Genomic DNA, 26792 nt, shown 5'->3' with positions numbered 1-26792 from the left:
CGTCAACGCAGGAACGCGGCGGCCACCCCGGCGTCCACCGGTACGTGCAGGCCGGTGGTGTGGGTGAGCTCGCCGGCGGTGAGGGCGAACACCGCGGCGGCGACGTGCTCGGGCAGCACCTCGCGCTTGAGGATGGTCCGCTGGGCGTAGAACTCGCCGAGCTTCGCTTCCTCGACGCCGTAGACCGCGGCCCGCTGGGCGCCCCAGCCTCCGGCGAAGATGCCGGAGCCCTGCACGACGCCGTCGGGGTTGACGCCGTTGACCCGGATGCCGTGCCCGCCGAGTTCGGCGGCCAGGAGCCGGACCTGGTGGGCCTGGTCGGCCTTCGCGGCGCCGTAGGCGACGTTGTTCGGGCCCGCGAACACCGAGTTCTTCGACGAGATGTAGACGATGTCACCGCCGATGCCCTGCGCGACCATCGCCTTCGCCGCGGCCCGGGACACCAGGAACGAGCCCTTGGCCATGACGTCGTGCTGGAGGTCCCAGTCGCGTTCGGTGGTTTCCAGCAACGGCTTCGAGATGGACAGCCCGGCGTTGTTGACCACCAGGTCGATGCCGCCGTACGCCAGCACTGTGGCGTCGATCGCCGTCTGGACCGCCGCGGCGTCGGTGACGTCGGCGGTGACGGCGGTGCCGCCGATCTCCGCCGCGACCTCCACGGCCGCGTCGCCGTCGAGGTCCGCGATCGTGACGCACGCCCCCTCGGCCGCCAGCCGACGGGCGATGGCCTTGCCGATGCCCGAGCCGGCCCCGGTGACCAGGGCGATCCGCCCGGCCAGGGGCCTCGGCTTCGGCATCCGCTGCAGCTTCGCCTCTTCCAGCGCCCAGTACTCGATCCGGAACTTCTCGCTCTCCGCGATCGGCACGTAGGTCGAGACGGCTTCGGCGCCGCGCATGACGTTGATGGCGTTGACGTAGAACTCCCCGGCCACCCGCGCGGTCTGCTTGTCCTTGCCGAACGAGAACATCCCGACGCCGGGGACGAGCACGATGGCCGGATCGGCGCCGCGCATCGCGGGCGAATCGGCGTCGGCGTGCCGCTCGTAGTAGGCGCGGTAGGCGTCGCGGTACTCCGCGTGCAACTCCTTCAGCCGCGCGACGACGTCCTCGACGGGCGCGGTCGCGGGCAGGTCCACCACCAGCGGCCGGACCTTGGTGCGCAGGAAGTGGTCCGGGCAGGACGTGCCCAGCGCGGCCAGCGGCTGGAGCTTCTCCCGCGCCAGGAACTCCAGCACGACGTCGCTGTCGGTGTAGTGGCCGACGACCCGCTGGTCGGTCGAGGCCAGCCCGCGGACCACCGGCGCCAAGGCGGCGGCGCGCGCTCGGCGTTCGGCCGCGGGGAGGGCTTCGAAGCCGGGGACGACCGGCCCGAACGGCTCCGGCGCACCCCGCGCCGCCAGGAACTCCTCGGCCGTGCGGATGATCTCCAGGGAGTTGCGCTCGCACTCCTCCGAGGTGGCGCCCCACGCAGTGATGCCGTGGCCGCCGAGGATGACGCCGATGGCCTGGGGGTTGGCCGCCTTGACCGCGGCGATGTCCAGGCCCAGCTGGAATCCGGGCCGCCGCCAGCCGACCCAGGCGACCCGGTCGCCGAAGCACTCCTTGGTCAGGGCCGGGCCGTCGGCCGCCGTGGCCAGCGCGATGCCCGAGTCCGGGTGCAGGTGGTCGACGTGCGCGGCCTCCACGAGACCGTGCATGGCGGTGTCGATCGACGGCGCCGCCCCGCCGCGGCCGTGCAGGCAGTAGTCGAACGCGGCGACCATCTCGTCCTCGCGCTCGACGCCCGGGTAGACGTCGACCAGGGACCGCAGCCGGTCCAGCCGCAGCACCGCGAGCCCGGCCTCGGTCAGCGTGCCGAGGTCGCCGCCGGAGCCCTTGACCCACAGCACGTCCGTGGGCGAGCCGGTGACCGGGTCGGTCACCGCGCCCTTGGCGGAGGTGTTGCCGCCGGCGTAGTTCGTGTTGCGCGGGTCGGCCCCGAGCGCGTTGCTGCGCGCGATGAGCTGCTCCGGCACGGTCATGCTCATGCTCCCCATCCGGCCTGCGTGCCGCCGGCGCGCTCGGCCACGATCTGCTCCTGGTACCCGCTGCGGTGGTACGCCGCGACCGGGTCCGGGTCGAGCCCGGCTTCGGTGCGCAGCTCGGCCAGCAGCGGCCGGACGTCGGTGTTGTAGGCGTCCATCAGCACGGCGTTCGCTTCCAGGACGTTGCCCGCCTGCTGGGCCGAGCGCAGTGCGGGGCGATCCACCAGCAGCGCCTTCGCGGTGGCTTCCTGGACGTTCATCACCGAGCGGATGATCGCCGGGATCTTGGCCTCGATGTTGTGGCACTGGTCGAGCATGAACGCGATCCCGTACGCCGGGTCGAGGGCGTCGGCGCGGACGATCTCGTACATGATCCGGAACAGCTGGAACGGGTCCGCCGCCCCGACCATCAGGTCGTCGTCGGCGTAGAAGCGGGAGTTGAAGTCGAACGCGCCCAGTTTCCCGGCCCGCAGCAGGAAGGCCACGATGAACTCGATGTTCGTCCCCGGGGCGTGGTGGCCGGTGTCGATGCACACCGTCGCCCGCTCCCCCAGCTCGATGCAGTGGGCGTAGGACGTGCCCCAGTCCGGGACGTCGGTCGCGTAGAAGGCCGGCTCGAACAGCTTGTACTCCAGCAGCATCCGCTGGTGCTCGCCGAGCCGGTCGTACGTCTCGCGCAGCGCCTCCGCCAGCCGGTCCTGCCGGTCGCGGAGGTCGTCCTGACCCGGGTAGTTGATCCCGTCGGAAAACCACAGCTTCAGGTCCCGCGAGCCGGTCGCGTCCATGATGTCGACGGCTTCCAGGAGGTGGTCGGTCGCCTTGCGGCGGATGCCCGCGTCCGGGTTGGTCACCGAACCGAGCTTGTAGTCCTCGTCCTGGAAGACGTTCGTGTTGATGGCGCCGATCCCGACACCCAGGTCCCGCGCGTACGCGGTCAGGGCGGCGTAGTCGTCCACGCGATCCCACGGGATGTGCAGCGCCACGCTCGGCGCCACCCCGGTGAGCCGGTGCACCACCGCGGCGTCGGCGATCTTCTCCTCCGGCGTCCGCGGGACACCCGGTTGCGGGAACACCTTGAACCGGGTGCCCGAGTTCGCGTACGCCCACGACGGCGTCTCGATGCGCTGCGCCCGCAAAGCCGCTTTGACGGCTGCCAGCTCACCCATGGCGATCACTGTCCTTCCCGGACGTCGAGGTGGAAGACCTCGTCGAGCAGCTGGAACCCTTCATCCGGCGGACCGCCGTCGAGGCCGGTGAAGAACTCCGCCATTTCCGCCTGCCAGCGGGTGTTGACGTCGGTCTCCGCCATGGCGGCCTGCGCGGCGGCGAGGTCGTCCGCCTCGACGTACCCGATCAGCAGGCCGTCCTCGCGCAGGAAGAGCGAGTAGTTGCGCCAGCCGGTGTCGTGCAGGGCCTGCCGCATCTCGGGCCACACCGCCCGGTGCCGCTCGGCGTACTCGGCTTTGCGGTCGGGTTTGACCTGGAGGCAGAAGCAGTACCGGGGCATCAGAAGTTGAACTTGTCGATGTTGTTCGCGTCGAACGTCGTCGGCGGGCCGAGCACGATCTCGCCGTTCTCGCCGATCGTGTAGTCGCCGAGCTTGCCCGCCTTGAACTTCTCGCCCTGCTTGCCGGTGATCTGGCCGGACTTGAGCGCGACGCCGGCGTAGGCGGCGAGGTAGCCGATGTCGGCCGGGTTCCACAACGCGAACTGCTTCACCGTGCCGTCCTTGACGAAGGCGCGCATCTGGTTCGGCGTGCCGAGCCCGGTCACCGCGACCTTGCCCTTGTAGCTCGACGAGCTGACGTACCGCGCGGCCGCCGCGATGCCCACGGTGGTCGGCGAGACGATCACCTTGAGGTTCGGGAACGACTGCAGCAGGCCCTGGGCCTCCTGGAACGACTTCTGGTCGTCGTCGTTGCCGTAGGCGATCTTGTCCAGCTTCAGGCCCGCGTACTCCGGCTTGGCCAGTTCCTTCTCGAGGACCTCGATCCAGGCGTTCTGGTTGGTGGCGTTCGGCGTCGCGGACAGGACCGCGATCTCGCCGGAGCCGCCGGAGAGGTCCTTGGCCTGCTTGGCCAGTGCCTCGCCGATGCCCTGGGTGGTGGCCTGGTTGATGAAGACGTCGCGGCAGTCCTTGGCGGCGTCGGAGTCGAAGGCGACGATCTTGATGCCGGCGCCGCGGGCCTGGTTGAGCGACGGGCACACCGCGTTCGGGTCGTTCGCGGCGATGCCGATGACGTCCTGCTGCTGCTGGATCAGCGTGTTGATGTAACTGACCTGCGACGACGCGCTGGCGTCGTTCGGCCCGACCAGCTTGTACTCGCCCTTCAGCTCGGCCAGGGCCTCCTTGCCGCCGCTGACCTCGATGTCGCTGTAGGGGTTGTTGAGCTGCTTGGGCAGGAACGCCATCTTGACGCCCTCCTTCGCCGCGGCGTTCGGGTCGGCCGCGGCGGTGGACTGCTGGGCGCCGGAGCCGGCGTTGTCGTTCTTCGTCGTGCCGCTGCACGCGGCCAGGACCAGCACCAGTCCGGCCGACACTGCGCCGGTGAGGAGCCTGCCGGTGAGGAACCGTCGGGACATCTTCGTCACCTTTCCGGAGTTACCGCTTGCCGACGGCGACGCACTGCCGTGCGGGCCGAAGTCACGATGTTGGGGAGCAGGACCGACACGATCAGGAGCACGCCGGTCACGATGTTGAGAGCTTCGTTGGACACGTCCTGCAGGCGCAGGGCGTTCTGCAGCGAGGCCAGCAGGACCACCCCGGCGAGCACGCCCGGCAGGGTGCCCTTGCCGCCGAAAATGGACACGCCGCCGAGCAGCACGGCGGCCACGACGGCCAGCTCGAGGCCGAACCCGTTGTCGGCGCGGGCGCTGGAGTACCGCAGCGTCCACAGCACCCCGGCCAGGCCGGCGACCGCGCCGCTCACGACGTAGAGCCAGAACTTGAGCCGTCCGGTGCGGATGCCGGCGAACCGGGCCGCCTGCTCCCCCGCGCCGGCGGCGAACACGCCCCGGCCGATCGGGGTCGCGTGCAGCACGACGCCGAAGACCAGCGCGACGACGACCAGCGGGAGCAGCACGTTCGGGACCGGGCCGTCGCCGATCGTCCCGGTGACCCAGCTCGTGTAGGCCCGCGGGAAGTCGGCCACCGCGTTGTCGCCCAGCACCACGAACGCGAGCCCGCGGTAGAGCGCCAGGGTGCCGATGGTGACGGCCAGCGACGGCAGTTTCAGCACGGTGACGAAGAAGCCGTTCAGCGCGCCGAGGACCGCGCCGAGCAGGATGCAGAGCGGGATGATCGTCTCGATCGTCAAGCCCGCGTCCCAGAGGGAGCCCATCACCGCCGACGTCAGGCCGAGCGTGCTCGCCACCGAAAGGTCGATCTCGCCGGTGACGATGATGAACGTCATCGGCAGCGCGACCAGCGCGATGGGGAGCAGGTCGAGCAGCAGGAAGGTGAAGTTGCGGCTGGTGCCGAAGTTGTCGACCGCGCCCGAAGCGACGATCAGCACGATGACCGTCACGAGCACGACGGCGGCGTCCCAGCTGAGCAGCCGGGCGAGCCGGTTCCCGGGGTCAGACATGGGAATCCCTCTTCTTCAGTGCCTTGGCGACCCGGACGGCGACCAGCCGGTCGGCGCCGATGGCCAGCAGGATCAGCGCGCCGACGATCGCCTGCTGCCAGAACTGGTTGATGTCGAGCACGGCCAGGGCGCTGCCGATCACGGTCAGCAGCAGCGCGCCGAGGCCCGCGCCCCAGACCGAGCCGCTGCCGCCGAACACGGCGACCCCGCCGACCACGGCCGCGGCGACGACGTTGAGCTCGTAGCCGGTGCCGGCGGCCGCGTCCACGGTGCCGAACCGGGCGGCGAACAGCACCCCGGCCAGGCCCGCGAGGGCGCCGCTGACCAGGAACGCGGCGCTGGTGTTGCGGCCGACGCGGATGCCGGCCAGCTGCGCGGCCTGCGGGCTCGACCCCATCGCGTACAGTTCGCGCCCGGCGCGGTAGCTGCGCAGCACGATCCCGGCGGCGACCAGGACCAGCACCGCGATCAGGACCAGCCACGGCACGCCGAGGATCGACGCCGTGCCGAAGTCCAGGAACGGCGCGGGCAGCTTGTCGGCGTTGATCTGCCGGCCGCCGGCCCAGAAGTAGCTGACCCCGCGGTAGGCGTAGAGCGTGCCGAGGGTGACGACCAGCGCGGGCACCTGGCCGAAGCGCACCAGGGCGCCGTTGACCAGCCCGCACACCGCGCCGACGCCGAGCCCGGCGAGGATCGCGACGAGCACCGGCAGCCCGGGGTTGTCCTTCATCAGCGTGCCGACGGCGAACGCCGCCAGGCCGAGCACCGAGCCGACCGACAGGTCGATGTTGCGGGTGATCATCACGATCGCCTGCCCGACGGCGAGCACCGCCAGGATGGCCGTGCCGAGCAGGATGTCGCGGATGCTCTGCCCGGACAGGAACCGGGAGTTCTGCGTCGCGGTGAACGCGACGAGCACGATCAGGGCGAGCACGATGCCGGATTCCCGGGCCTTCAGCACGTTCGCGGTCCACGACCGTCGCGAGTGGACGGCCGGTTCCTTCGTCACGCGGGCCTCCTCGGTGACGGTCATGCGGCGGCCCCCTGGCCCATCGCGGCGAACATGACCGAATCTTCGGTCGCCTCGGCGCGCGGGAGCTCGGCCACGAGCCGGCCTTCCCGCATCACCAGCACGCGGTCGGCCATGCCCAGCACCTCCGGCAGTTCCGACGACACCATGACGACCGCGACGCCCTCGGCGGCCAGCGCGGACATCAGCCGGTGGACCTCGGCCTTGGTACCGACGTCGATCCCGCGCGTCGGCTCGTCCACGATCAGCACCTTCGGCGCCATCGCCAGCCACTTGGCCAGCACGACCTTCTGCTGATTGCCGCCCGAGAGCGTCCCGACCGGGTCACCGAGCCTCCGGTACTTGGTGCGCAGGCGTTCGGTCCAGCGCCGGGCTTCCCGGCGTTCGCTCGCCCCGGTGAGGAAGCCGAGCTTGGAGAGGGCGCGCGAGCGCGGCAGCGTCACGTTCCGCTCGATCGACAGGTCCATGATCAGGCCCTGCTGACGCCGGTCCTCGGGGACGAGGGCCATCCCGGCGGCCATCGCGGCCCGCGACGAGTGCGGTTTGAGCTTCTTGCCGCTCACCGTCACGACTCCGGCGTCCCGTTCGTCGACGCCGAAGACGGCCTGGACGACCTCCGAGCGGCCGGAGCCGACCAGCCCGGCGAACGCGACGATTTCCCCGGCGCGCACCGAGAAGGAGATGTCGCGGAACACGCCCTCGCGGGCCAGGCCCTCGACCTCCAGCACGACCGCGCCGGGTTCGACGTCCTGTTTGGGGAACAGCGCGTCGAGGTCGCGGCCGACCATGCGTTTCACCATCTCCTCGACGGTGACGTCCTCCAGGGCGTCGGTGGAGACGTGCCTGCCGTCGCGCATGATCGTCACGCGCTGGCAGAGTTCGGTGATCTCCTCGAAGCGGTGGGAGATGAACATGATCGCCGCGCCTTCCTGGCGCAGCGTCCGGGCGACGCCGAAGAGCCGCTCGACCTCGACCCGGGTCAGCGCGGCGGTCGGCTCGTCCATCACCAGCACGCGGGCGTCGGCGCCGAGCGCCTTGGCGATCTCGACGATCTGCTGGTCGGCGATCGACAGCCCCCGGGCGGGCCGGGCGGGGTCGATCCGGACGCCGAGCCGGGCGAACAGGCGCTCGGCCTCGGCGCGGATCGCCGCCCGGTCGATCCGGCCGAGGCTCTTGCGCGGGTGGCGGCCCATCACGATGTTCTCCGCGACGCTCAGGTCCGGGAACAGGGTGGGCTCCTGGTAGATGACCGCGATGCCGGCCGCCTTCGCGTCGGCGGGCGAGCCGAACCCGACCGGCTCGCCGTCGAGCAGCAGCGTGCCGTCGTCGGGCTTGTGCACCCCGGCCAGCATCTTGACGATCGTGGATTTGCCGGCGCCGTTCTCCCCGACCAGCGCGTGGGCCTCCCCGGCGTGCAGCCCGAAGCTCACGCCGGCGACGGCCGCGACCGCGCCGAACGATTTCGTCACGCCGCGCACCTCCAGCAGAGGCACCCGGCCCGGGTCCTGCCGCGTCATCGCGACCTCCGGATTGAAAGGTTTCACAAATCTGGTGCGGTGAAGCTACTATGCGACGGAACGAGAAGTCAATGCATCGGCGAAGGCGTGGCCAAACGTGTCTGCACCAGGCCCTTCGCGGTGATGTTACGTTTCAAAGAGGGGGATGCGATGGTGGTCAGGGAGCCCGGTGCCGAGCCCCGCGCGGCGGGCATGAAGGAAGTCGCGGCAGCCGCCGGCGTCTCCCTCGGCACGGTGTCCAATGTGCTCAACCGGCCCGACCGGGTCAGCCCGGCGACCCGGGCCCGGGTCGAGGCCGCGATGGCCGAGCTCCGCTTCGTGCGCAACGAATCCGCGCGGCAGCTGCGGGCCGGGCGCAGCCGGGTGCTGGCCTACGTGATGCTCGACGGCAGCAACCCGTTCTTCACCGACGTCGCGGCCGGCATGGAAGACGCAGCAGACGCTGCGGGCGAGGGCGACCTGTCCCTCTTCCTGTGCAACAGCGCGCACCAGCCGTCGCGGGAGGCGGCCTACCTCGGGCGCCTGGAACAGCAGCGCGTCCAGGGTGTCCTCATCACGCCGGTCGACCCGGACGCCCCGCTGCTGGGCGAGATCGCGCGCCGCGGCACGCCGGTGGTCGTCGTCGACCGCACGCCGGAAGGCACGACGCACTGCTCGGTCGCGGTCGACGACGTCTACGGCGGCGAGATCGCCGTGCGCCACCTGCTCGAGCAGGGCCACGAGCGGATCGCCTTCATCGGCAACCACACGTCGGTCGGCCAGGTCCGCGACCGCCGGAAGGGCGCGTTGCGCGCGTTGGAGGCGGCCGGCCTCGGCCCGGACCACCTGGTCGACCTGACGACGACGGCCCTGACGGTGGCGGACGGCCGAGGCGCGGGCGAGCGCCTGGCGGGCCTCCCGGCGTCGGTCCGCCCGACCGCGGCGTTCTGCGCGAACGACCTGGTCGCCCTCGGCCTGCTGCAGACGTGCGCGAACCTCCGCATGAGCGTCCCGCACGACCTGGCGATCGTGGGCTACGACGACATCGAATTCGCGGCGGCGGCCGCGGTCCCGTTGACCTCGGTCCGCCAGCCGAGGCGGCGCCTGGGCCGCACGGCCGTGGAGCTGCTGCTCGCGGAGTCGTCCGAAACCGGCCACGAACACCGGAAAGTCGTGTTCACCCCGGAGCTGGTGGTCCGCGCCTCGACCCTGCGCTGAGCAACCCGCTGATCGTTTGTGACGTCTTACCGGCCACAAGCGATACCCCAGGGGAGCCCGAGCACGGAGGTCGTCTGTGTCCGATACCGAGCTGGCCGGCTCGCCGCCACGGCTGTCCCGGCGTGGGTTCCTCGCCGCCGGTGGTGCCGCGTTGCTCGGCGTTGTCGCCGGGTCGGCCGGGCATGCCGCGTCCGGGCCGGACAGCGTGCGGCTGGGGGATTTCTGGCTGTTCGGGCGGTACGACGACGGCTGCACCGAGCTCGGCTTCGACGAGATCGACCTTTCGCCGGTGCAGCTCCCCCACTGTGTGACGCCGCTTTCGTGGACCGGGTGGGATCCGGCGTCCTGGCAGGACCGGTGGGTCTACCGCAAGCACTTCACCGGCTCCGCGACCGGCCGCCACACCGCCCGCTTCGACGGCGTCATGACGAACGCCGAGGTGCACCTCAACGGCCGGCTCGTCGCCACCCACGAAGGCGGCTACCTGCCCTTCGAGGTGGCCCTGCCGGACGTCGTGACCGGGGACAACGTGCTCGCCGTGGTCGTCGACGGGCGGTGGGCGCTGGACGTGCCGCCGAACCTGCCGCGCGGCGGGCCGTCGGTGATCGACTTCTACCAGCCGGCCGGGATCTACCGCCCGGCCACGGTCGGCGAGGTGCCGCGGATCCGGCTGGCCGACGTCTTCGCCCGGCCCGTCGACGTGCTCTCCCCCGGCCGGTCGCTGCACCTGACGTGCACGCTGGACGCGCCGGTCGTGGGGCAGGTGACCGCGTCGGTGCGGCAAACGGGCCGCGAACTCGCCACCGCCTCCGCGGCGGTCCGCGGGAAGACGGTCGAGTTCGACGTCGGCGGGCTCGAGGCGGTGCGGCTCTGGGACGTCGAGGATCCCGCCCTGTGCGACGTCGTGGTGACGGTCCAGTCCGGCAAGCGCGCCCTCGACCAGCGGGTCGTGCGCACCGGCTTCCGCGACGCGCGGTTCACCACCGAGGGCTTCTTCCTCAACGGACGGCGGCTCAAGCTGTTCGGCCTCAACCGCCACCAGTGGTACCCCTTCGCCGGCGGCGCGATGCCGGACCGCGTGCAGCGCCGGGACGCCGAGATCCTGCGCCGCGAACTGAACTGCACGATGGTCCGCTGCTCGCACTACCCGCAGTCGAGCGCGTTCCTCGACGCCTGTGACGAGCTCGGCCTGCTGGTCTGGGAGGAGATCCCGGGCTGGGGCCACGTCGGGGACGACGCCTGGCAGCGGCGGAACCTGGCGGACGTCGAAGGCATGGTCGTGCGCGACCGCAACCACCCGAGCGTCATCGTGTGGGGCACGCGGGTGAACGAGGCGAACGGCACGACCGCGATGTACCAGCGGACCGGCCGGCTCGCGCGGCAGCTCGACCCGTCCCGGCCGACGAGCGGCGCGCTGGCCAGCACCACGCTCGGGCGGTTCGCCGGCAGCGACGTCGAAATCCTCGCCTACAACGACTACACCGCCCGGCGCGGGGCGCCGTTCCGGCTGCGCCCGCCGCGGCCGGGGGTGCCGTACCTGGTGACGGAGTCGATCGGCACGCTCGCCGGGGCCCGGGCCTACCGGCGCAGCGACTTCCCGGCGGCCCGGCAGCAGGCGGAACTGCACGCGAAGGCCCACGACCTCGCCGCCGCCGACGACCGCTACTGCGGGCTGCTCGCCTGGTGCGCGTTCGACTACCCGTCGGCCTGGCAGCGGTCGGTCGACGGGGTGAAGTACGCCGGGGTGTCCGACATCTTCCGGATTCCCAAGCCGGCCGCGGCCTTCTACGCCTCGCAGGGCGACCCGCGGGTGCGCGCGGTCGTCGAACCCGGTTTCGCGTGGGACTTCACGGCCCAGCCGGCCGGGCCCGGGGCGGGGGTGACGATCTGGTCCAACTGCGACCGCCTGCTGCTGTTCCTCGACGACCGGCCGGTGGGCGCGGCCCGCAGCCGGCGCGCGGAGTTCCCGCACCTGCGGTACCCGCCGTTCGCCGTCGACCTGGTGGTACCGAAGGGACGGCGGCCGCAGCTGCGCATCGACGGCTACGTCGGTGAGCGGCTGGTCCTCAGCCGCCGGTTCAGCGGGGATCGCGGGTCGGACGTGCTCAGCTGCGTGCCCGACGATCCGGAGCTGCGCGCGGACGGCAGTGACGCCACCCGCGTGGTGGTGGCGGCGGTGGACCGCTTCGGGACCGTGCGCGCGGGGACGACCGGCCGGGTGCGGCTGACGCTGACCGGCCCGGGTGAGCTGGTCGGCGATCCGGAGCTCGACCTCGGGGCGACGGGCGGAGCGGCCGCGGTGTGGCTGCGGCCGTTCGCGGGACAGCCGGGGACGCTCGCGTTGACGGCCCGCCACGAGAAGCTCGGCTCGGCCACGGCGACGGTCCGCGTGGCGACCACCGGAACGCGCCCCTGAGGCTGTCCCCCGACGGACGACACGGCTCACTCGCCGGTGAGCACCGCCGCCAGCACGGCGGCCTGGCTGATCGAGGGGGACCCGCTCGCCGTCAGCAGGGTCACCGGGCCGTCGCCGGCCAACGCGCGGAGGCGATCCAAGGCCGCCACCCGATCGGGCTCGCGCAGCTCTGCCCGGTAACGCTCGGCGAACTCCGCGAACCGCTCGGGATCGTGGCCGTACCAGGTGCGCAGCTCGTCGGACGGGGCCAGGCCGCGGTACCAGCCGTCGAGGACCACCGCCGTCCGGGCCGTGCCGCGGGGCCAGAGCCGTTCGACGAGCACGCGGACGCCGTCGGCGGGCCCGGCCGGGTCGGCCACGCGCGCCACCCGGACGACCGTCGGCTGCATGCGCGCATTCTGCGTCGGGAGCACGCGGGCCGCCACCGGAGCTACCGCATCGGGCGGCCGCTGCCCCGGGCAGCGAACGGACAAAGGGCCACCACGGCGACCGTGGAGGGATCGCCGTGGTGGTCCTACCCCCAGCTCGTGCCGCCCGTGGGACGACGACAGCCGAATCCGCCGGTTCCCCGGCGCCCGAGCCGGCCGTGGACATCGTCGGGAGCATGTCCTGCGGCCCCGCCAGGATGGCGGACCGGGCCTGCACCACGCTTGCAGTACGCTTGCACACCCGATCAGGTGAGTGGAGGTGACCGGGTGGAGTTCCGCCTCCTCGGCGCCGTCGAGGCGACGGCGGACGGCGACCCGGTCGATCTCGGCTCCCGCAAGCAGCGCCTGGTCCTCGCCGTCCTGCTGCTCGAGACGCCGCGGCCGGTCACCGTCGAAAGCCTCGTCGACCGGCTCTGGCCCGACGATCCCCCGGCCAGCGCGCGTGGCACCGTCCAGGCGCTGATCTCCCGCCTGCGCGCGGTGTTCCGCGCCACCGGCGGCCCCGAGCTGGTCACCGAAGACCACGGGTACGTCCTGCGTGCCGACCCGGACACCGTCGACGCCCACCGCTTCACCGCCCTCACCCACCGGGCCCGCGCGGCGGCCGACGAGACCGCCGTCGAACTGTTCGACGAGGCCCTCGCCCTCTGGCGGGGTGACGCGCTCGCCGGGGCCGCGTCGGGCGCAGTCGCCGAGCTGCTGCTCGCCGGGTTGACCGAAGCCCGCTGGAGCGCGCTGGAAGACCGCATCGACGCGCAGCTGCGGCTCGGCCGCGGGCGCGACGTGCTCGCCGAACTGACCACGCTGGTCGCCGCGCACCCGCTGCGGCAGCGGTTCGTCGGCCAGCTCATGCTCGCCCTGCACCGCGAGGGCCGCACCGACGACGCCCTCGCCGCCTTCCGCAGCCTGCGCGCCCGGCTCGTCACCGAACTCGGCCTCGACCCCTCCCCCGAGCTGACCCGTCTCGAAGCCGCGATCCTCGCCGCCGACCCGGCCCTCGACGCCGCGCCGGAGCCGGCACCCGAACCGGTCCGCCCGGCCCAGCTGCCCCACGACGTCCGCGGCTTCACCGGCCGCGCCGCCGAGCTCGCCCGGCTCGACGAACCGGCCGAGCCCGGCCCCGGCGCCGACATCCGCGTGGTCACCGGCACCGCCGGCGTCGGCAAAACCGCCCTCGCCGTCCGCTGGGCACACCGCGTCCGCGACCGCTTCGGTGACGGCCAGCTCTACCTCGACCTGCGCGGATTCGACCCCGACCACGAGCCGCTCACCCCGGCCGTCGCGGCCGCGCAGCTGCTGCGGGCGCTGGGCACCGACCCGCGGGCCATCCCGCCGGACCCGGACGGCCGCACGGCCCTCTGGCGCTCCCTCCTGGCCGACCGGCAGGTCCTCGTCCTGCTCGACAACGCCCGCGACAGCGCCCAGGTGACGCCGCTGCTGCCGCCGTCGGGCACGGTGCTGATCACCAGCCGCCAGCGGCTCGGCGACCTCATCGCGCGCACCGGCGCGCGAGCCGTCCCGCTCTCCGTGCTACCGGCCGAGGATTCCCGGCAGCTGCTGGAAACCGTGCTCGGGCCACCCGCGGTCGCCGCCGAACCGGCCGCGGCGGCGGAACTGGCCCGGCTGTGCGGGCACCTGCCCCTCGCCCTCCGGCTGGCCGCGGCGAACCTCGGCGAGGTCTCGGGTATCGCCGAGCTGGCCCGCGAACTCGCCGACGGCGACCCCCTGGCCGGCCTGAGCGTCGACGGCGCCGAGGAAAGCGCGGTCACAACGGCGTTCTCCGTGTCCTACCGGGCCTTGCCCGCCGGGCACCGCCTCCTGTTCCGGCGGCTCGCCCTCGTGCCGGGCCAGACGTTCACCGCACCGGTCGCCGCGCGGCTCGCCGCCGTCACCGAAGGACACGCCGGCCGGCAACTCAAGGCCCTCGCCGCGGCCAACCTCGTCGAACGGCACTTACCCGGCCGCTACCGCTTCCACGACCTGCTGCGCAGCTACGCGGGCGGGCGGGTCGCGGCCGACGACACCGCCACCGACGCGGACGCGGCCCGGCGGCGGCTGTTCGAGCACTACCTGGCCACCGCCGACGCCGCGGGCCGCCTGCTGATCCCCCACTTCCTCCGGCTCCCCCGGCCCGATCCGGAACCGGCGTTCGAGGGCACCGAAGACGCGCTGGCCTGGCTGGACACGGAGTGGCCGAACCTCGCCGCCGCCGTCGAGCACGCGGCGGCACACGGCCCGCGCGAGTACGCCTGGCACCTGGCCGACGCGCTCCGGGCCTTCTTCCACCACCGCGGCCACCACGCGGAATGGATCGAGACGGCCACGACGGCGTTGACCGCCGCCCAGGCCGACGGCGACCGGCAGGCGCAGGCGGCGATGCGGCTGTCCATCGCGCTCGCCGGGGTCAACAGCGGCCGCTACGCCGACGCCCGCGCGCACCTGACGACGGTCCTGTCCGACGGGCTGGCAGCGGACTGGCCGCCGGGGCGCGCCGCGGCGCTCAACAACCTCAGCGCCGTGCTCCAGCGCCTCGGCGACGCGCACGAGGCGATCGCGTGCGGCCTGGAAGCGTTGCGGCTGTGCGAAAAAACGGCCATGCCGGGCATCACGATGGCGCTGGCCAACCTCGGGTTCGCCTGCGGGCAGGTCGGCGACTCCGACGCCGCGCTCGGCCACTTCGCCCGTGCCCTCGAGATCGCCGAACGCGACGACGCGCGGTTCAGCGTCGCCGTGCTGCTGGTCGACCTCGGGCACGTCCACCGCGACCTCGGCCACGCCGTCGCGGCCGAATTCTACGAGCGAGCCCTCACCGCCAACCGGGAACTCGGCTACCAGTACGGCGAAGCGGCGGCGCTGTCCGGCCGGGCGGTCATGGAGGCCCGGGCGGGCGACGCCACCCGGGCCCTGACGGACGCGGCCGACGCCGTCGAGCTGACCCGCCGCATCGGCGACCGCGGCACCGAAGCGTCCGCACTGGCCGCGCTCGGCGAAACGTGCCTCCGGCTCGACCGCCCCGCTGAAGCGGTCGAGCATCTGACGGCAGCATTGGACATCGCCCGCGAAACGAGCTTCACGTGGTGCGAAGCCGCAGCGCTGACCAGCCTCGCCGAAGCGGCGTTCGCCGTGGGTGACACCGAATCGGCGCACACCCACGGCGAAGCGGCGGTCAAGCTCGCCACCCAGGCCGGCTACCGGCCCCTGGAAACGCGAGCCGCCCGCGTGCTCAGCAGGTAGCCGGGGCCGTGCACTTCGCGCGGGCCAGGATGGTGCCGAAGTTGTCCTGGTAGGCCGCGCTGATCGCCGCGTTCTCGACCTTGATCAGGATTTCGTCGTTGTCGCGCAGGGCCGCGCCGGAGATGTTGTGCGAGCCGGTGAAAACGAGCTGCCGGCCGCTCTTCTCGCTGTAGTTGCCCGTGTAGAGCATGTACTTCGAATGCACGGTGATCTCGCGGTCGTTCACGGTCGTGCTGAATTTCTTGAGCGTGATGTTCGCCTTGCCCTTGAGCGCGGCCAGTGCCGCGGTGCCCAGGTCGTCGTAGACGATCCGGACCTTGCAGCCCAGCTTCGCGATGCGCGCCAGCTCGGTGACGACCGGGGTGCGCGAGTCGGCGATGTTGGCCTGCACGACGTTGAGCGAGCAGCCGGCTTCGTACTTGGTGATGTACTTCAGCAGCTGCGCCCACGTGTCGGTGGCGAACTCCTCGGAGGCGCCACCACGGGAGTCCGCGCGCGGCGAGAGGTAGCTGGTGACCATCGTGGTCAGCGTCTTGTGGTAGCCGGCGTCGTCGAAGTAGTCGTTGTTCTTCTTCTGCGCCAGCATCTTCTGCATGTGGCCGAGGTAGAAGCCGTACAGATCGGGGTCGCCGTACGTCAGCAGAGCGTTGTTGAACATGTTGCCCTGCACCGTGGTCAGGTTGTACGAGCCGATGACGACGACGTCCTTCTTGCCCTCGGTCTCGGAGAACATCCACAGCTTGTCGTGGTTGATCGAGTGCGGGCTGCCGTCGTGGGCGATGCACCCGGTGTTGTCGCCGCCGGTGCCGCAGAAGACGAGCTGGGTGAGCCCGGCGGACTTGAGGATCGGCATCGCGGTGTTCGCCGGGTCGTCGTCCGCGGCGCCGTCGAGCGCGATCCGCACCTTGACGCCGCGGGCCTGCGCCGCCTTCACCGCCTCGGCCAGCGCCGGCCGGGTCCAGCTGAAGAGGGAGATGTGGATCTCGGCACCGGCCGGGGTGCCGTTGGTCAGCTGGACCAGCCGCGTCTCGATGGAGTGGTCGCGATCGCCGTTCTCGGGCGGGTTGTTGAAGATCGCTTCCATGCCGGTCGCCTCGGCGGCCGCCGTCGGCGCGGCCTGGGCGATCCCGCTGCCGGCCAGCGCGAGCAGCGCGCCGACGGCCACGGTGAGCGCCTTGAACTTGGGGGTCATGTCTTCCTCCCGGTCGGATGCCCCCAAGCTCGCAATGCGGCGTACAAGATCCGTACACCCGGACGTTGCCGTGCATACACGACGAAAGCGGCGCGGAACCCGACTCTTGGCGGGTTCCGCCCATCCGGGGCGCAGAGGACGCTTCTCCTGGCTCCCACGGGCGGAGCCGGGAAAGGACGACCTCCATGAGATCGAGGGTGCTTCCTGCCATGCTCGGCGTGGCCATCGGCCTGCTGGGCACCGTCGCCGTCGCCACGCCGGCCGAGGCCGCCGCGGTCTGCGGCGACCAGATCGTCGGCAACGGCGGGTTCGAAAGCGGCACCACGCCGTGGACCCAGACCAGCGGCGTCATCACCGCGGCCACCACCGCGCAACCCGCGCACGGCGGCACGGTGCTCGCCCGCCTGGACGGCACCGGCAGCACGCACACCGACACCCTGTCCCAGTCGCTGACGCTGCCCGCCGGCTGCGCGTCGGCGACGCTCTCGTGGTGGCAGCACATCGACACCAAGGAGACGACCACCAGCACGAAGTACGACAAGCTGGTGGTGCAGGCGGGGACCGACACCCTGGCCAGCTATTCGAACCTGGACAAGAACACCGGCTACGTCCAGCGCACCGTGGACGTCTCCCGCTACCTCGGCCAGACGGTGACGCTGAAGCTCACCGGCACCGAGGACTCCAGCCTGGCCACCAACTTCGTCCTCGACGACTTCGCGCTGACCACCACCGGGTCCGCACAGTCGCCGGTCGTCACCTCGCCGGGCGCCCAGACCGGCGCCGTCGGCCAGGCCGCGTCGCTCCAGATCCAGGCGAGCGACCCGCAGGGTGACGCGCTCACCTACAGCGCCACCGGCCTGCCCGCCGGCCTCGCGATCGGCGCGAGCACGGGCAAGATCACCGGCACGCCGACGACCGCGGGCACGTCCTCGGTGACCGTGACGGCGAAGGACCCGGCCGGCAACAGCGGCAGCACCACCTTCAGCTGGACGATCTCGGCCGCTCCCGCGGATTCGACGCGCACGCCGGTCAATCCGGCATACACGGTGAACCTGACGTCGAACACCGCGGGCGACACGTGGACCGGGCACCAGAGCGTCAGCTTCACGAACGGCTCCGCGACCGCGCTGCCCGAGGTGTACCTGCGGCTCTGGGACAACTACCACGGCGCCTGCCCGACGACGCCGATCACGGTCACCAACGTCACCGGCGGCACGGCGTCCGCGCTGAGCGTGAACTGCACGGCCCTGAAGATCACGCTGCCCGCGCCCCTGGCCCAGGGCCAGTCCGCGACCATCGGGTTCGACCTGAAGATCGTCGTGCCCAGCGGCGCCGACCGGTTCGGCCACGACGGCGCGTTCAATATGATCGGCAACGCGCTGCCGGTGCTCGCCGTCCGCGACGGCGCGGGCTGGCACCTCGACCCGTACACGAACAACGGCGAGTCGTTCTACACGGTGATCAGCGACTTCGACGTCACCCTCGTGCACCCGACGTCGCTGCTGACCCCGGCCACCGGCACCTCGACCGAGACGACCAGCGGCACCACGACCACCACGCACGCGGTGGCTCCGAAGGTGCGGGACTTCGCGTGGGCCGCCGGGCCGTTCGCGAAGATCACCACGACGTCCGGCAAGGGCGTGCGGGTCAACGTCTACTCGGTCAGCGGGATCTCCACCAGCAGCGCCAACTCGATGTTGTCGCTGGCCGCCGACGCCATCGACGTCCACTCGGGCCGCTTCGGCGACTACCCGTACGGTGAGGTCGATGTGGTGCTGGACAACAACTTCTGGTTCGGCGGCATGGAGTACCCGGGCTTCGTGATGGACATGGTGTCGAACGTGGCCCTGCCGCACGAGCTCGCGCACCAGTGGTTCTACGGGATCGTCGGCGACGACGAGTACACCTCGCCGTGGCTGGACGAGAGCTTCACCGACTACGCCACCGACCTCTACCGCGGGATCACCGGCAGCGGCTGCGGCATCACCTGGCAGTCGAGCGCGGAGAAGCTGACCAACTCGATGGCCTACTGGGACGCGCATTCGTCCCGGTACTCCACGGTCGTCTACAACTACGGCAAGTGCACCCTGCACGACCTGCGGCGGCTGATCGGCGACACGGCGATGGCGAACCTGCTCAAGTCGTACGCGCAGTCGCACTGGTACGGCGTGTCGACGACGGCGGAGTTCAAGGCCGCGGCACAGGCGGCGGCCGGGTCGACCGACCTGACGTCGTTCTGGGCTTCGCACCGCGTCGAGGGCTGAAAAACCGGTTGGAGTTCCCCGTCCGCGTCCGCCACTGTGGGGACGTGGACGGGGAACGGCTCTTCTGTGATGTCGGCATGGCGGCGCGCATCGAACGTGCGGAGGTGCGGTTCGTCGCCGCCTGTTGCGACGCCGCCCGCGCCCGGCTCGGGGTCGGCCGCGGCTTCACGCGCCCGCTCGCCGGGGGTGTCGCGACCTTCGCCGAAGCCGGGTCGCCGTTCACCAAGGTCGCCGGGCTCGGCTTCGCCGGGCTGCCCGATCCCGCCGCGCTCGCGGAGATCGAGGCGGCGTTCGCCGAACGGGGCGTGCCGGTGCAGGTCGAGCTTTCGCAGCTCGCCGACTCGGCGGTCGGGGCGATGCTGACCGCGCGTGGCTACCGCCTGGAGTCGTACGAGAACGTGCTCGGGCGGCGGATCGGCGACACCGGGTTTCCCGGCGACGTCCGGGCCTGCCGCGACGACGAGCTCGAGACCTGGCTGTCCGCGGTGGCCGAAGCGTCCGCCGTGGACGACGGACAAGGCTTGCCCGCGCACGAGGACTTCCCCCACGACCTGCTCGTGAACGCCCTGCGGGACATGGCCGGGGTGCGGCGCTACCTGGCGACCCGGGACGGCGAGTTCGCCGGGGGCGCGAGCTTCCGCGTCACCGACGGGATCGCGCAGTTCAGCGGCGCGGCGACGCTGCCGGCGCACCGGCGTCGCGGGGTGCAGACGGCGTTGCTGCGGGCCCGGCTCGCGGCGGCCGCCGAGGCCGGGTGCGACCTCGCCGTCGTCACCACGCAGCCCGGGTCGAAGTCCCACCAGAACGTGCAGCGGCAGGGGTTCGACCTGCTCTACGCGCGGGCGATCCTGGTGAAGGGCACCTCCGCGGCGAGCTCCTCCGGGGCCGAGAGCCGCCAGGCCTCGTAGAGGAGCTCGGCGAGTTCGTCGGCGTCGACGCCGTCCAGGTAGACGACCACCCAGCCGAAGCCGCCGGCGGTGAACTGGACCTCGAAGACGTCCGGGCGCTCCGAGACCAGCGCCAGCTGCTCGGAGACGGTCTGCTTGAGGCCGACGGTCCGGGTCCGCGGCCAGAAGTAGCCGAACCGCTTGCCGCGCACGCTGAACGACGAGTAGTCGCGCGCTTCCGAGCGCTGGACCTCCGCCAGCGTCCCGAGCAGCTGTTCGAACTTCTTGACCGGCACCGCCACCGTCTGTCCCCCTGTCTCCGGCGACCACCGTAGCGCGCCGGTACCGTGCCGGACATGACCGACTCCGGCGAGGTGTTCGTCAAGCGAGGCCACGCACCCGGCGCGACGGCCGCCGAGGTGGCGGGCCTGCGCTGGCTGGCCGCGGCGGGCACGGTGCCGGTGCCCGTCGTGCGCAGCCACGACCAGGACCGGCTCGTCATCGACCGGGTCCCCGCCGGACGCCCGTCGGCCGCGGCGGCGGAACGCTTCGGCCGCGGGCTGGCCGGGTTGCACGCCGCGGGCGCGCCGGCGTTCGGCGCACCGCCGCCCGACGGCCCGGCGGACGCGTGGATCGGCCGGGCACCGATGGCCAACGTCCCGGCGGAGGACTGGGTGTCCTGGTACGCGGCGGACCGGGTGCTGCCCTACGTTCGGCTGGCGATGGACGCGGGGACGTTCGGTGCGTCCGAAGCGGCGTTGTTCGAGCGGGCCTGCGGGCGGCTCCCGGCGTCGGCCGAGCCGCCCGCGCGGCTGCACGGCGACCTCTGGAACGGCAACGTGCTGTGGGACGGGCGCGAGGCGTGGCTGATCGACCCGGCCGCCCACGGCGGGCACCGCGAGACGGACCTCGCGATGCTGCACCTGTTCGGCTGCCCGCACCTCGACCGCGTCGTCGCCGCTTACGCCGAGGCGGCGCCCCTGGCGACCGGCTGGCGCGACCGGATCGGGCTGCACCAGCTGTTCCCGCTGCTGGTCCACACCGTCCTCTTCGGACAGTCCTATGCGGACCAGGCGGTGGCGGCGGCCCGGTCGTTCTAACAGTGGTCCAGCATGGTCTCCAGCGCCTTCTGCTCCGGGACCGTGATGGTCAGGCCGTAGTTGCGCTTCACGACGATCCAGTCGGTGGCGTAGGCGCACCAGTAGGACACGAGCGGCGGCTTCCAGGCGTCCGGGGCCTTGTCGCTCTTCTGCTCGTTGAGGTTGTCGGTGACCGCTTTCAGCTGCGGGCGGACGAGGTCGTTCGCGAACTGCTCGCGCCGCTCCCGCGTCCAGCTCTTGGCGCCGCTGATCCAGGCCTGCCCGAGCGGGACCATGTGGTCGATGTCCAGATCGGACGCCTTGTGCCACGTCTCGCCGTCGTAGGGGCTGACCCAGGTGCCGGACTTCGCGGCGCACTGCGCGTCGGTCTTGACGTCCTTGCCGTCCCGTTTGAGGACCTGCTCCCGGACATCGCAGTTCGCGTCGACCTTGTCCCAGTGCGGGAACTCGTCCCGGCTGTAGCCGTCCATGGTCCCGCGCACGGCGACCTTCAGGGCGGCCAGCTCGGTGCGCGCCTCGGCGGGGGCGATCCGCGGGGCGGCGACCGTGCCGGGCGCCTGGGTGACCGGACCGGCGCCGGAGGCCAGCTCGTCGGCGAGCTTGCAGCCGGTGAGCGATGAACCGGCGAGGACGGCGAGAAGGACAAGCGCTCGGGTGCGCGGCATCGTGAACCCCTTTCACAGCTACCGGGAGGTGCCCAGCGGGTGCGAGGGGGAAACGGTGCAGATGGCCTAGTTGGCGCGATCCGAACGGGTCAAGATCCGTGGAAGACCTGAGCGACGAAGACGGCGGCCACCACCCCGACCACGACGAGCACGGTGAGCACGAAGAGCAGGCCCCAGGGGACGTCCCGGATCGGCCGCTGCCGCGGGAAGACGCTGACCCGCACGGGCGGGGTCCACGCATCGAGGTCGTCCTCGGCCACCGGCGGCGGTTCGGGCGGCACGGGGATGACGGCGGGCAGGTCCGGAAGCCGGTCGAGAACGGGAAGGCGGGCGGGGAACCCGTCGGCGATGAGTGCGGCCCGCGGCGGGGCGAGGTGTGCGAGGGAGAGGGCGTAGCAGGCGTCGAGGACGTCGTCGGCCGACCAGACGGTCCGCCACCGGTTGTGCTGGGCGATGATCCGCCGCAGGCCCCGAGGCTCGGCGAGCACGACGGCGACATTGGGCACCGGGTGCGGCTCGGGCCAGCGGAGGGCGGGAGGGGCGGCGTTCGGTCGTTCGGCTTCCCGTGCGCGGCTGTCCCGCTCGGGCGGGACAGCCATCGCCCCGTCCCCGGCGGCCGGCTCGGGTCCGCTCGCCTGCCGGACCGCCGCCCACTCGCCCAGCCGCAACTCCGGCTCGCCCGCAGCCCGCGGTTCCGCCGGCGGGACGACCGCGACCAGGCCCGTCACGTGCCGGCCGCCTTCGTGGCCGGCCAGGGCGCCCCGCGCCGCCGCCACCGCGGCTCCGGTGCGGTCTCCCGGGCCCGGCCACTCCGCCGGCCCCGGCTCGTGGGCCGCGATCACCACCACTCCGCTGCGGGTGAACACCAGGGCGTCCACCCGCCGCGGGCCGAGCCGGCTCTGCAGCGTGATGCCCGCCAGCGCCAGCCCCGTCAGGTGCTGCGGGCCCGGGCCCCACGATCGCAGCAACGCCACCAGGTGCTCCGCCGCCGGGGGGAGCGGCCGGTCTTCGCCGGTTCTCTGGAGGGCCACGAGCACGCCGGTCACACCTCCCACGACGCCTACGGCGAGCACTCCCTCGACGGTAGGAGGCAACCCCGCCCCTCCCCCAGCAGCCGAACGAGTGGTCGATCACCACCGTGCGTAGCCAGGAGGGGTGCACCGGGAAGGTCCACAGTGGACCGCTAGGGCCGCGGGGTGTTGCGCAGGTTGGCCCGCGCCAGGTCGACCATCTTGCCGACACCCCCGTTGAGCACCGTCTTCGTCGCGCCCAGCGCGAATCCGCGCACCATCTCCCCCGTGATGCGCGGCGGAATCGACAGCGCGTTCGGGTCCGTCACGACCTCGACCACCGCCGGCCCCGGGTGGGCGAACGCCTTCTCCAGCGCGCCGCGCACGTCGTCCGGGTCCTCGACGCGCTCCGAGAACACGCCGCAGGCCGCGGCGATCGCCGCGAAGTCGACCGGAGCGTGGTCGGTGCCGAAGTCCGGGAGGCCGTCGACCAGCATCTCCAGCTTCACCATGCCCAGCGTGGCGTTGTTGAACACCACCACCTTCACCGGGACGTCGTACGCCGGCAGCGTCAGCAGGTCGCCCATCAGCATCGCGAGCCCGCCGTCGCCCGACAGCGACACCACCTGGCGGCCCGGCTGGGACAGCTGGGCGCCGATCGCGTGCGGCAGCGCGTTCGCCATGCTGCCATGCCGGAACGAACCCAGCACGCGGCGGCGGCCGTTCGGCGTCAGGTAACGCGCGGCCCAGACGTTGCCCATGCCGGTGTCGACGGTGAACACCGCGTCGTCCGCGGCGACCTCGTCGAGCACCGAAGCGACGTACTCCGGGTGGATCGGGCGGCGGTGCTCGATCTTCGTCGTGTACGCGCCGACGACCTTCTCCAGCTTCCGCACGTGCTCGCGCAGCATCCGGTCGAGGAACACGCGGCCGGTCCGGGGCCGCAGCAGCGGGAGCAGGGCCCGCAGCGTTTCCGTCACGTCGCCGTGCACGGCCAGGTCCAGCGGCGTGCGGCGGCCGAGGCGCGAGGCGTCGTGGTCGACCTGGATCGTGCGCGCCTGCGGGAGGAAGTTGTCGTACGGGAAGTCGGTGCCCAGCAGCACGATCCGGTCGGCCTCGTGCATCGCGTCGTAGCAGGCGCCGTAGCCGAGCAGGCCGCTCATGCCGACGTCGAACGGGTTGTCGTACTGGATCCATTCCTTGCCGCCGAGCGAGTGCCCGACCGGCGCGGCGAGCTTCTCCGCCAGCGCCATGACCTCCTCGTGCGCGCCGCGGACGCCCGCGCCGGCGAACAGCATCACCTTCTCGCCGGAGTTCAGCAGGTCCGCCAGCTCCCGCACGACCTCGGCCGGCGGCACCGCGGGCGACGGCGTCACCAGCGGGAGGCGCTCGGTCAGCGGGCCGGTGGCCTTGCGGTCGGCGAGGTCGCCCGGGATGGTCAGCACCGCGACGCCGCCCCGGCCGACGGCGGCCTGCGTGGCGATCCGCAGCAGCCGCGGCAGCTGCGCCGGGTCCGCGACGACCTCGCTGAAGTGGCTGCATTCGGCGAAGAGCCGATCCGGGTGGGTCTCCTGGAAGAAGCCGGTGCCGATCTGGTTCGACGGGATGTGCGACGCGATCGCGAGCACCGGCGCGCCCGACCGGTGGGCGTCGAACAGGCCGTTGACCAGGTGCAGGTTGCCCGGCCCGCAGCTGCCCGCGCAGACGGCGAGCTTGCCGGTGACCTGCGCTTCGGCCGCGGCGGCGAACGCGGCCGTCTCCTCGTGGCGGACGTGGACCCACTCGATGCCGTCGGTGCGGCGGACCGCGTCGACGATCGGGTTCAGGCTGTCCCCGACGATGCCGTAGATGCGCTCGACCCCGGCGTCGCGCAGGGTCCTGACCAGTTGTTCTGCCACGGTAGCCATACCTCCAGGGTGACCCCGGATGATCGATGCGTCCAATGCCTGATTGGCTGAAATTCCATACACTGTCGGCATGGACGTCCAGACGCTGCGGCTCTTCCGGGAGGTCGCGGCCGGCGCCACCGTCACCGAGACCGCCGTGCGGGCGCACCTCACCCAGCCCGCGCTGTCGCGGGCCCTGCGGCGGCTCGAGCGCGACGCCGGCGCCGACCTGTTCCGCCGGTCCGGACGGGTGCTGCGGCTGACGCCGGCCGGGCACGCCTTCAAGCGGCACGTCGACCTCGTGCTCGACCAGCTCGACCAGGGCCTGCGCGAAGTCGGCGAGATCGTCGCGCCGGACACCGGGGTCGTCCCGCTGGCATTCCTGCACACGTTCGGCACCTGGCTGGTGCCCGCGGTGCTGAGTGGCTTCCTCGGCGAGCACCCGAGCGCCCGGTTCGAGCTGCGGCAGCACGGCGAGGCCGGCCTCGAAGCCGAGCTCCTCGAGGGCACGGCGGACCTGGTCATCACCAGCGGCGACCCCGGGCACCCCCAGCTGCACTGGTCGCGGCTGCTCGTCGAACCACTGCGGCTCGCGGTCCCGCCGCGCCACCGGCTCGCCGGGCGACGGCGGGTGCGCCTCGCCGACGTCGCGGACGAGACGTTCATCCTCCTGCGCCCGGGTTACGCGCTGCGCGAGACGACCGAGCGGCTGTGCGCCGAAGCCGGGTTCGTCCCGCGCATCGGGTTCGAAGGCGACGAGGTGGAGACGCTGCGCGGCCTCGTCACCGCCGGGCTCGGCGTGTCCGTGGTGCCGCTGCCGCACACGGCGGCGTTCCCGGCACCGCACCTCGAACTGACCGATGTGGACGCTGCCCGCGACATCGGCCTCGCGTGGGCGGCGGGCCGGAACCTCCCACCACTGAGCGAAACCTTCCGCCGGCACGTCGTCGAAGCGGCCCCGCGGCTGGTGGCGCCCGACCTCGACCGTCCACAAGGGACGATGTGAGAAGGGCCGTACGGGCCCGCGGGATCCCCGCCGGTGTGACAGGGTGGAGGCATGGTCGCCGCGCTGAGATCCTTCCTGCTGTCCTGGACCTCCGTCACCCCGGTGGTCGGCGTGCTCGTGCTGGCGCTCACCTGGGGCCGCGACCTCGGCCCGGTCTTCGTCGGGGTCGTCGCCGTCGCGCTCGGGGCGACCGTGCTGGCCGCGGTGCACCACGCGGAGGTCGTCGCCCACCGGGTGGGTGAACCGTTCGGCTCGCTGGTGCTCGCGGTCGCGGTCACGGTCATCGAGGTCGCGCTGATCGTCACGATGATGGTGTCGGGCGGCCCGGAAGCGGGCTCGCTCGCGCGGGACACGGTGTTCGCCGCCGTGATGATCACGACCAACGGTATCGTCGGCATCTCGCTGCTGGTCGGCGCCCGCCGGTACGGCTCGACGCTGTTCAACTCCGAAGGCAGCGGCGCCGCGCTGGCGACGGTCGCGACCCTGGCCACGCTCAGCCTGGTGCTCCCGGCGTTCACCTCCAGCACGCCAGGCCCGGCGTTTTCCCCCACCCAGCTGACCTTCGCGGCGCTGGCCTCCCTGGTGCTGTACGGCACGTTCGTGCTGACGCAGACGGTCCGGCACCGCGACTTCTTCCTCCCGGTGGCGGCCGACGGCGCGGTCAAGGAGGACGACCACGCCGAACCGCCGTCCAACCGCGCGGCCCTGGGCAGCCTGGCGCTGCTGCTCGTGGCGCTGATCGCGGTGGTCGGCCTGGCGAAGGTCGAGTCCCCGGCCATCGAAGCCGGCGTGCGCGCGGCCGGGTTCCCGCAGTCGTTCGTGGGCGTGGTGATCGCCCTGCTGGTCCTCCTGCCGGAAACCCTGGCCGCGGTGCGCGCGGCCCAGCGCGACCGGATGCAGATCAGCCTCAACCTGGCCTACGGCTCGGCGATCGCGAGCATCGGCCTGACCATCCCGGCCATCGCGCTGGCGTCGGTCTGGTTGCCGGGACAGCTCCTGCTCGGCCTCGGTTCGACGCAGATCGTCCTGCTGGCGCTGACGGTGGTGGTGAGCGTCCTGACGGTCGTCCCCGGCCGCGCCACCCGCCTCCAGGGCGGCGTCCACCTGGTCCTCCTGGCCGGCTTCCTGGTTCTGGCCATCAACCCCTGACCCGGTGTCACGCCCCTGATCACGCGAGTTCCGCCTTCAATCACGCGGGTGACGTGCCCAGTCACGCGAGATACGGGCCTGATCACGGCCGATGCCAAGGCGACAGGGACTGTCCCAAGATCGGTGTTTCCGGCCCGACACGCCGGGCTGAGGTCCGGCGGGATGGGCACTGTGAGTGATGACATCGGAGCTTGTGAGTC

General features: G+C 72.3%; 21 protein-coding genes. 8 read left to right on the top strand and 13 right to left on the bottom strand.

What is annotated here, in order from left to right; genetic code table 11:
* Nucleotides 1-2: 2 nt before the first annotated feature.
* From ACWEVN_RS18185 to ACWEVN_RS18155, 7 genes are read right to left on the bottom strand one after another with little or no spacing between them, the layout of a single operon-like run.
* Entirely contained in the window at nucleotides 3-2021 is a 2019-nt protein-coding gene (locus ACWEVN_RS18185; protein ID WP_452051994.1) for a bifunctional aldolase/short-chain dehydrogenase, read from the bottom strand.
* Nucleotides 2022-2023: 2 nt separating this feature from the next.
* Complete coding sequence (gene rhaI, locus ACWEVN_RS18180) at nucleotides 2024-3190, bottom strand: L-rhamnose isomerase (RefSeq protein WP_452051993.1); 1167 nt, start codon at nucleotides 3188-3190, stop codon at nucleotides 2024-2026.
* Between the two features lie 5 nt (nucleotides 3191-3195).
* Nucleotides 3196-3531, bottom strand: coding sequence for an L-rhamnose mutarotase (locus ACWEVN_RS18175; RefSeq protein ID WP_310972820.1), 336 nt, complete (start codon nucleotides 3529-3531; stop codon nucleotides 3196-3198).
* Complete coding sequence (rhaS, locus tag ACWEVN_RS18170; RefSeq protein WP_452051992.1) at nucleotides 3531-4607, bottom strand: rhamnose ABC transporter substrate-binding protein; 1077 nt, start codon at nucleotides 4605-4607, stop codon at nucleotides 3531-3533. Before rhaS ends, ACWEVN_RS18175 begins: the two co-directional genes overlap by 1 nt.
* 5 nt (nucleotides 4608-4612) lie before the next feature.
* A complete protein-coding gene (locus tag ACWEVN_RS18165) occupies nucleotides 4613-5611 on the bottom strand; it encodes an ABC transporter permease (protein WP_452051991.1) in 999 nt (332 codons plus the stop codon).
* Nucleotides 5604-6644, bottom strand: coding sequence for an ABC transporter permease (locus ACWEVN_RS18160; RefSeq protein ID WP_452051990.1), 1041 nt, complete (start codon nucleotides 6642-6644; stop codon nucleotides 5604-5606). The genes ACWEVN_RS18165 and ACWEVN_RS18160 overlap by 8 nt, the downstream gene beginning before the upstream one ends.
* Nucleotides 6641-8158 (bottom strand): sugar ABC transporter ATP-binding protein, encoded by a 1518-nt coding sequence (locus ACWEVN_RS18155; RefSeq protein ID WP_452051989.1) that lies wholly within the window; start codon nucleotides 8156-8158, stop codon nucleotides 6641-6643. The genes ACWEVN_RS18160 and ACWEVN_RS18155 overlap by 4 nt, the downstream gene beginning before the upstream one ends.
* 150 nt (nucleotides 8159-8308) lie before the next feature.
* Between ACWEVN_RS18155 and ACWEVN_RS18150 the strand changes: the two genes are divergently transcribed.
* Complete coding sequence (locus ACWEVN_RS18150) at nucleotides 8309-9355, top strand: LacI family DNA-binding transcriptional regulator (protein WP_449682553.1); 1047 nt, start codon at nucleotides 8309-8311, stop codon at nucleotides 9353-9355.
* A 76-nt stretch (nucleotides 9356-9431) separates the two neighbouring features.
* Complete coding sequence (locus ACWEVN_RS18145; protein WP_452051988.1) at nucleotides 9432-11771, top strand: glycoside hydrolase family 2 protein; 2340 nt, start codon at nucleotides 9432-9434, stop codon at nucleotides 11769-11771.
* A 26-nt stretch (nucleotides 11772-11797) separates the two neighbouring features.
* Here the strand turns inward: ACWEVN_RS18145 and ACWEVN_RS18140 are convergent, their stop codons facing one another.
* Nucleotides 11798-12160 (bottom strand): DUF488 domain-containing protein, encoded by a 363-nt coding sequence (locus ACWEVN_RS18140; protein WP_452051987.1) that lies wholly within the window; start codon nucleotides 12158-12160, stop codon nucleotides 11798-11800.
* A gap of 306 nt (nucleotides 12161-12466) precedes the next feature.
* Here ACWEVN_RS18140 and ACWEVN_RS18135 point away from each other — a divergent pair, with 306 nt between their 5' ends.
* Entirely contained in the window at nucleotides 12467-15433 is a 2967-nt protein-coding gene (locus ACWEVN_RS18135; RefSeq protein ID WP_452051986.1) for a BTAD domain-containing putative transcriptional regulator, read from the top strand.
* Here ACWEVN_RS18135 and ACWEVN_RS18130 read toward each other — a convergent pair.
* Nucleotides 15423-16625: a phospholipase D-like domain-containing protein gene (locus ACWEVN_RS18130; RefSeq protein WP_449682557.1), complete on the bottom strand. Its 1203-nt coding sequence runs from the start codon at nucleotides 16623-16625 to the stop codon at nucleotides 15423-15425. The genes ACWEVN_RS18135 and ACWEVN_RS18130 overlap by 11 nt on opposite strands.
* 197 nt (nucleotides 16626-16822) lie before the next feature.
* Between ACWEVN_RS18130 and ACWEVN_RS18125 the strand changes: the two genes are divergently transcribed.
* Nucleotides 16823-18889 (top strand): putative Ig domain-containing protein, encoded by a 2067-nt coding sequence (locus tag ACWEVN_RS18125; RefSeq protein ID WP_452052002.1) that lies wholly within the window; start codon nucleotides 16823-16825, stop codon nucleotides 18887-18889.
* A gap of 77 nt (nucleotides 18890-18966) precedes the next feature.
* Nucleotides 18967-19797, top strand: a complete 831-nt coding sequence (locus tag ACWEVN_RS18120; RefSeq protein WP_452051985.1) for a GNAT family N-acetyltransferase — start codon at nucleotides 18967-18969, stop codon at nucleotides 19795-19797.
* Here ACWEVN_RS18120 and ACWEVN_RS18115 read toward each other — a convergent pair.
* Nucleotides 19722-20078, bottom strand: coding sequence for an MmcQ/YjbR family DNA-binding protein (locus ACWEVN_RS18115; protein ID WP_449682559.1), 357 nt, complete (start codon nucleotides 20076-20078; stop codon nucleotides 19722-19724). The genes ACWEVN_RS18120 and ACWEVN_RS18115 overlap by 76 nt on opposite strands.
* A 54-nt stretch (nucleotides 20079-20132) precedes the next feature.
* Here ACWEVN_RS18115 and ACWEVN_RS18110 point away from each other — a divergent pair, with 54 nt between their 5' ends.
* Nucleotides 20133-20876 (top strand): fructosamine kinase family protein, encoded by a 744-nt coding sequence (locus ACWEVN_RS18110; RefSeq protein ID WP_452051984.1) that lies wholly within the window; start codon nucleotides 20133-20135, stop codon nucleotides 20874-20876.
* Here the strand turns inward: ACWEVN_RS18110 and ACWEVN_RS18105 are convergent.
* The 3 genes from ACWEVN_RS18105 to ACWEVN_RS18095 all read right to left on the bottom strand — a co-directional run bounded on the left by ACWEVN_RS18105 (nucleotide 20873) and on the right by ACWEVN_RS18095 (nucleotide 24458).
* On the bottom strand, nucleotides 20873-21541 hold the full coding sequence (locus ACWEVN_RS18105) for an HNH endonuclease family protein (protein WP_449682560.1): 669 nt from the start codon (nucleotides 21539-21541) through the stop codon (nucleotides 20873-20875). The genes ACWEVN_RS18110 and ACWEVN_RS18105 overlap by 4 nt on opposite strands.
* Before the next feature lie 89 nt (nucleotides 21542-21630).
* Nucleotides 21631-22614 carry a hypothetical protein gene (locus tag ACWEVN_RS18100; protein ID WP_452051983.1) on the bottom strand — a complete coding sequence of 328 codons (984 nt, stop codon included), beginning with the start codon at nucleotides 22612-22614 and terminating at the stop codon, nucleotides 21631-21633.
* A 110-nt stretch (nucleotides 22615-22724) separates the two neighbouring features.
* Entirely contained in the window at nucleotides 22725-24458 is a 1734-nt protein-coding gene (locus ACWEVN_RS18095; RefSeq protein WP_452051982.1) for a pyruvate dehydrogenase, read from the bottom strand.
* Between the two features lie 70 nt (nucleotides 24459-24528).
* Here ACWEVN_RS18095 and ACWEVN_RS18090 point away from each other — a divergent pair, with 70 nt between their 5' ends.
* Together ACWEVN_RS18090 and ACWEVN_RS18085 are read left to right on the top strand one after the other, a co-directional pair.
* Nucleotides 24529-25443 carry a LysR family transcriptional regulator gene (locus tag ACWEVN_RS18090; protein WP_452051981.1) on the top strand — a complete coding sequence of 305 codons (915 nt, stop codon included), beginning with the start codon at nucleotides 24529-24531 and terminating at the stop codon, nucleotides 25441-25443.
* Between the two features lie 51 nt (nucleotides 25444-25494).
* Nucleotides 25495-26592, top strand: a complete 1098-nt coding sequence (locus ACWEVN_RS18085) for a calcium:proton antiporter (protein WP_449682564.1) — start codon at nucleotides 25495-25497, stop codon at nucleotides 26590-26592.
* Nucleotides 26593-26792 lie beyond the last annotated feature (200 nt).

This window comes from Amycolatopsis sp. NPDC003861 (assembly GCF_053605405.1).
Note: the sequence above shows the minus strand (reverse complement) of the source record. Positions and strands in the feature narration are given on the sequence as shown.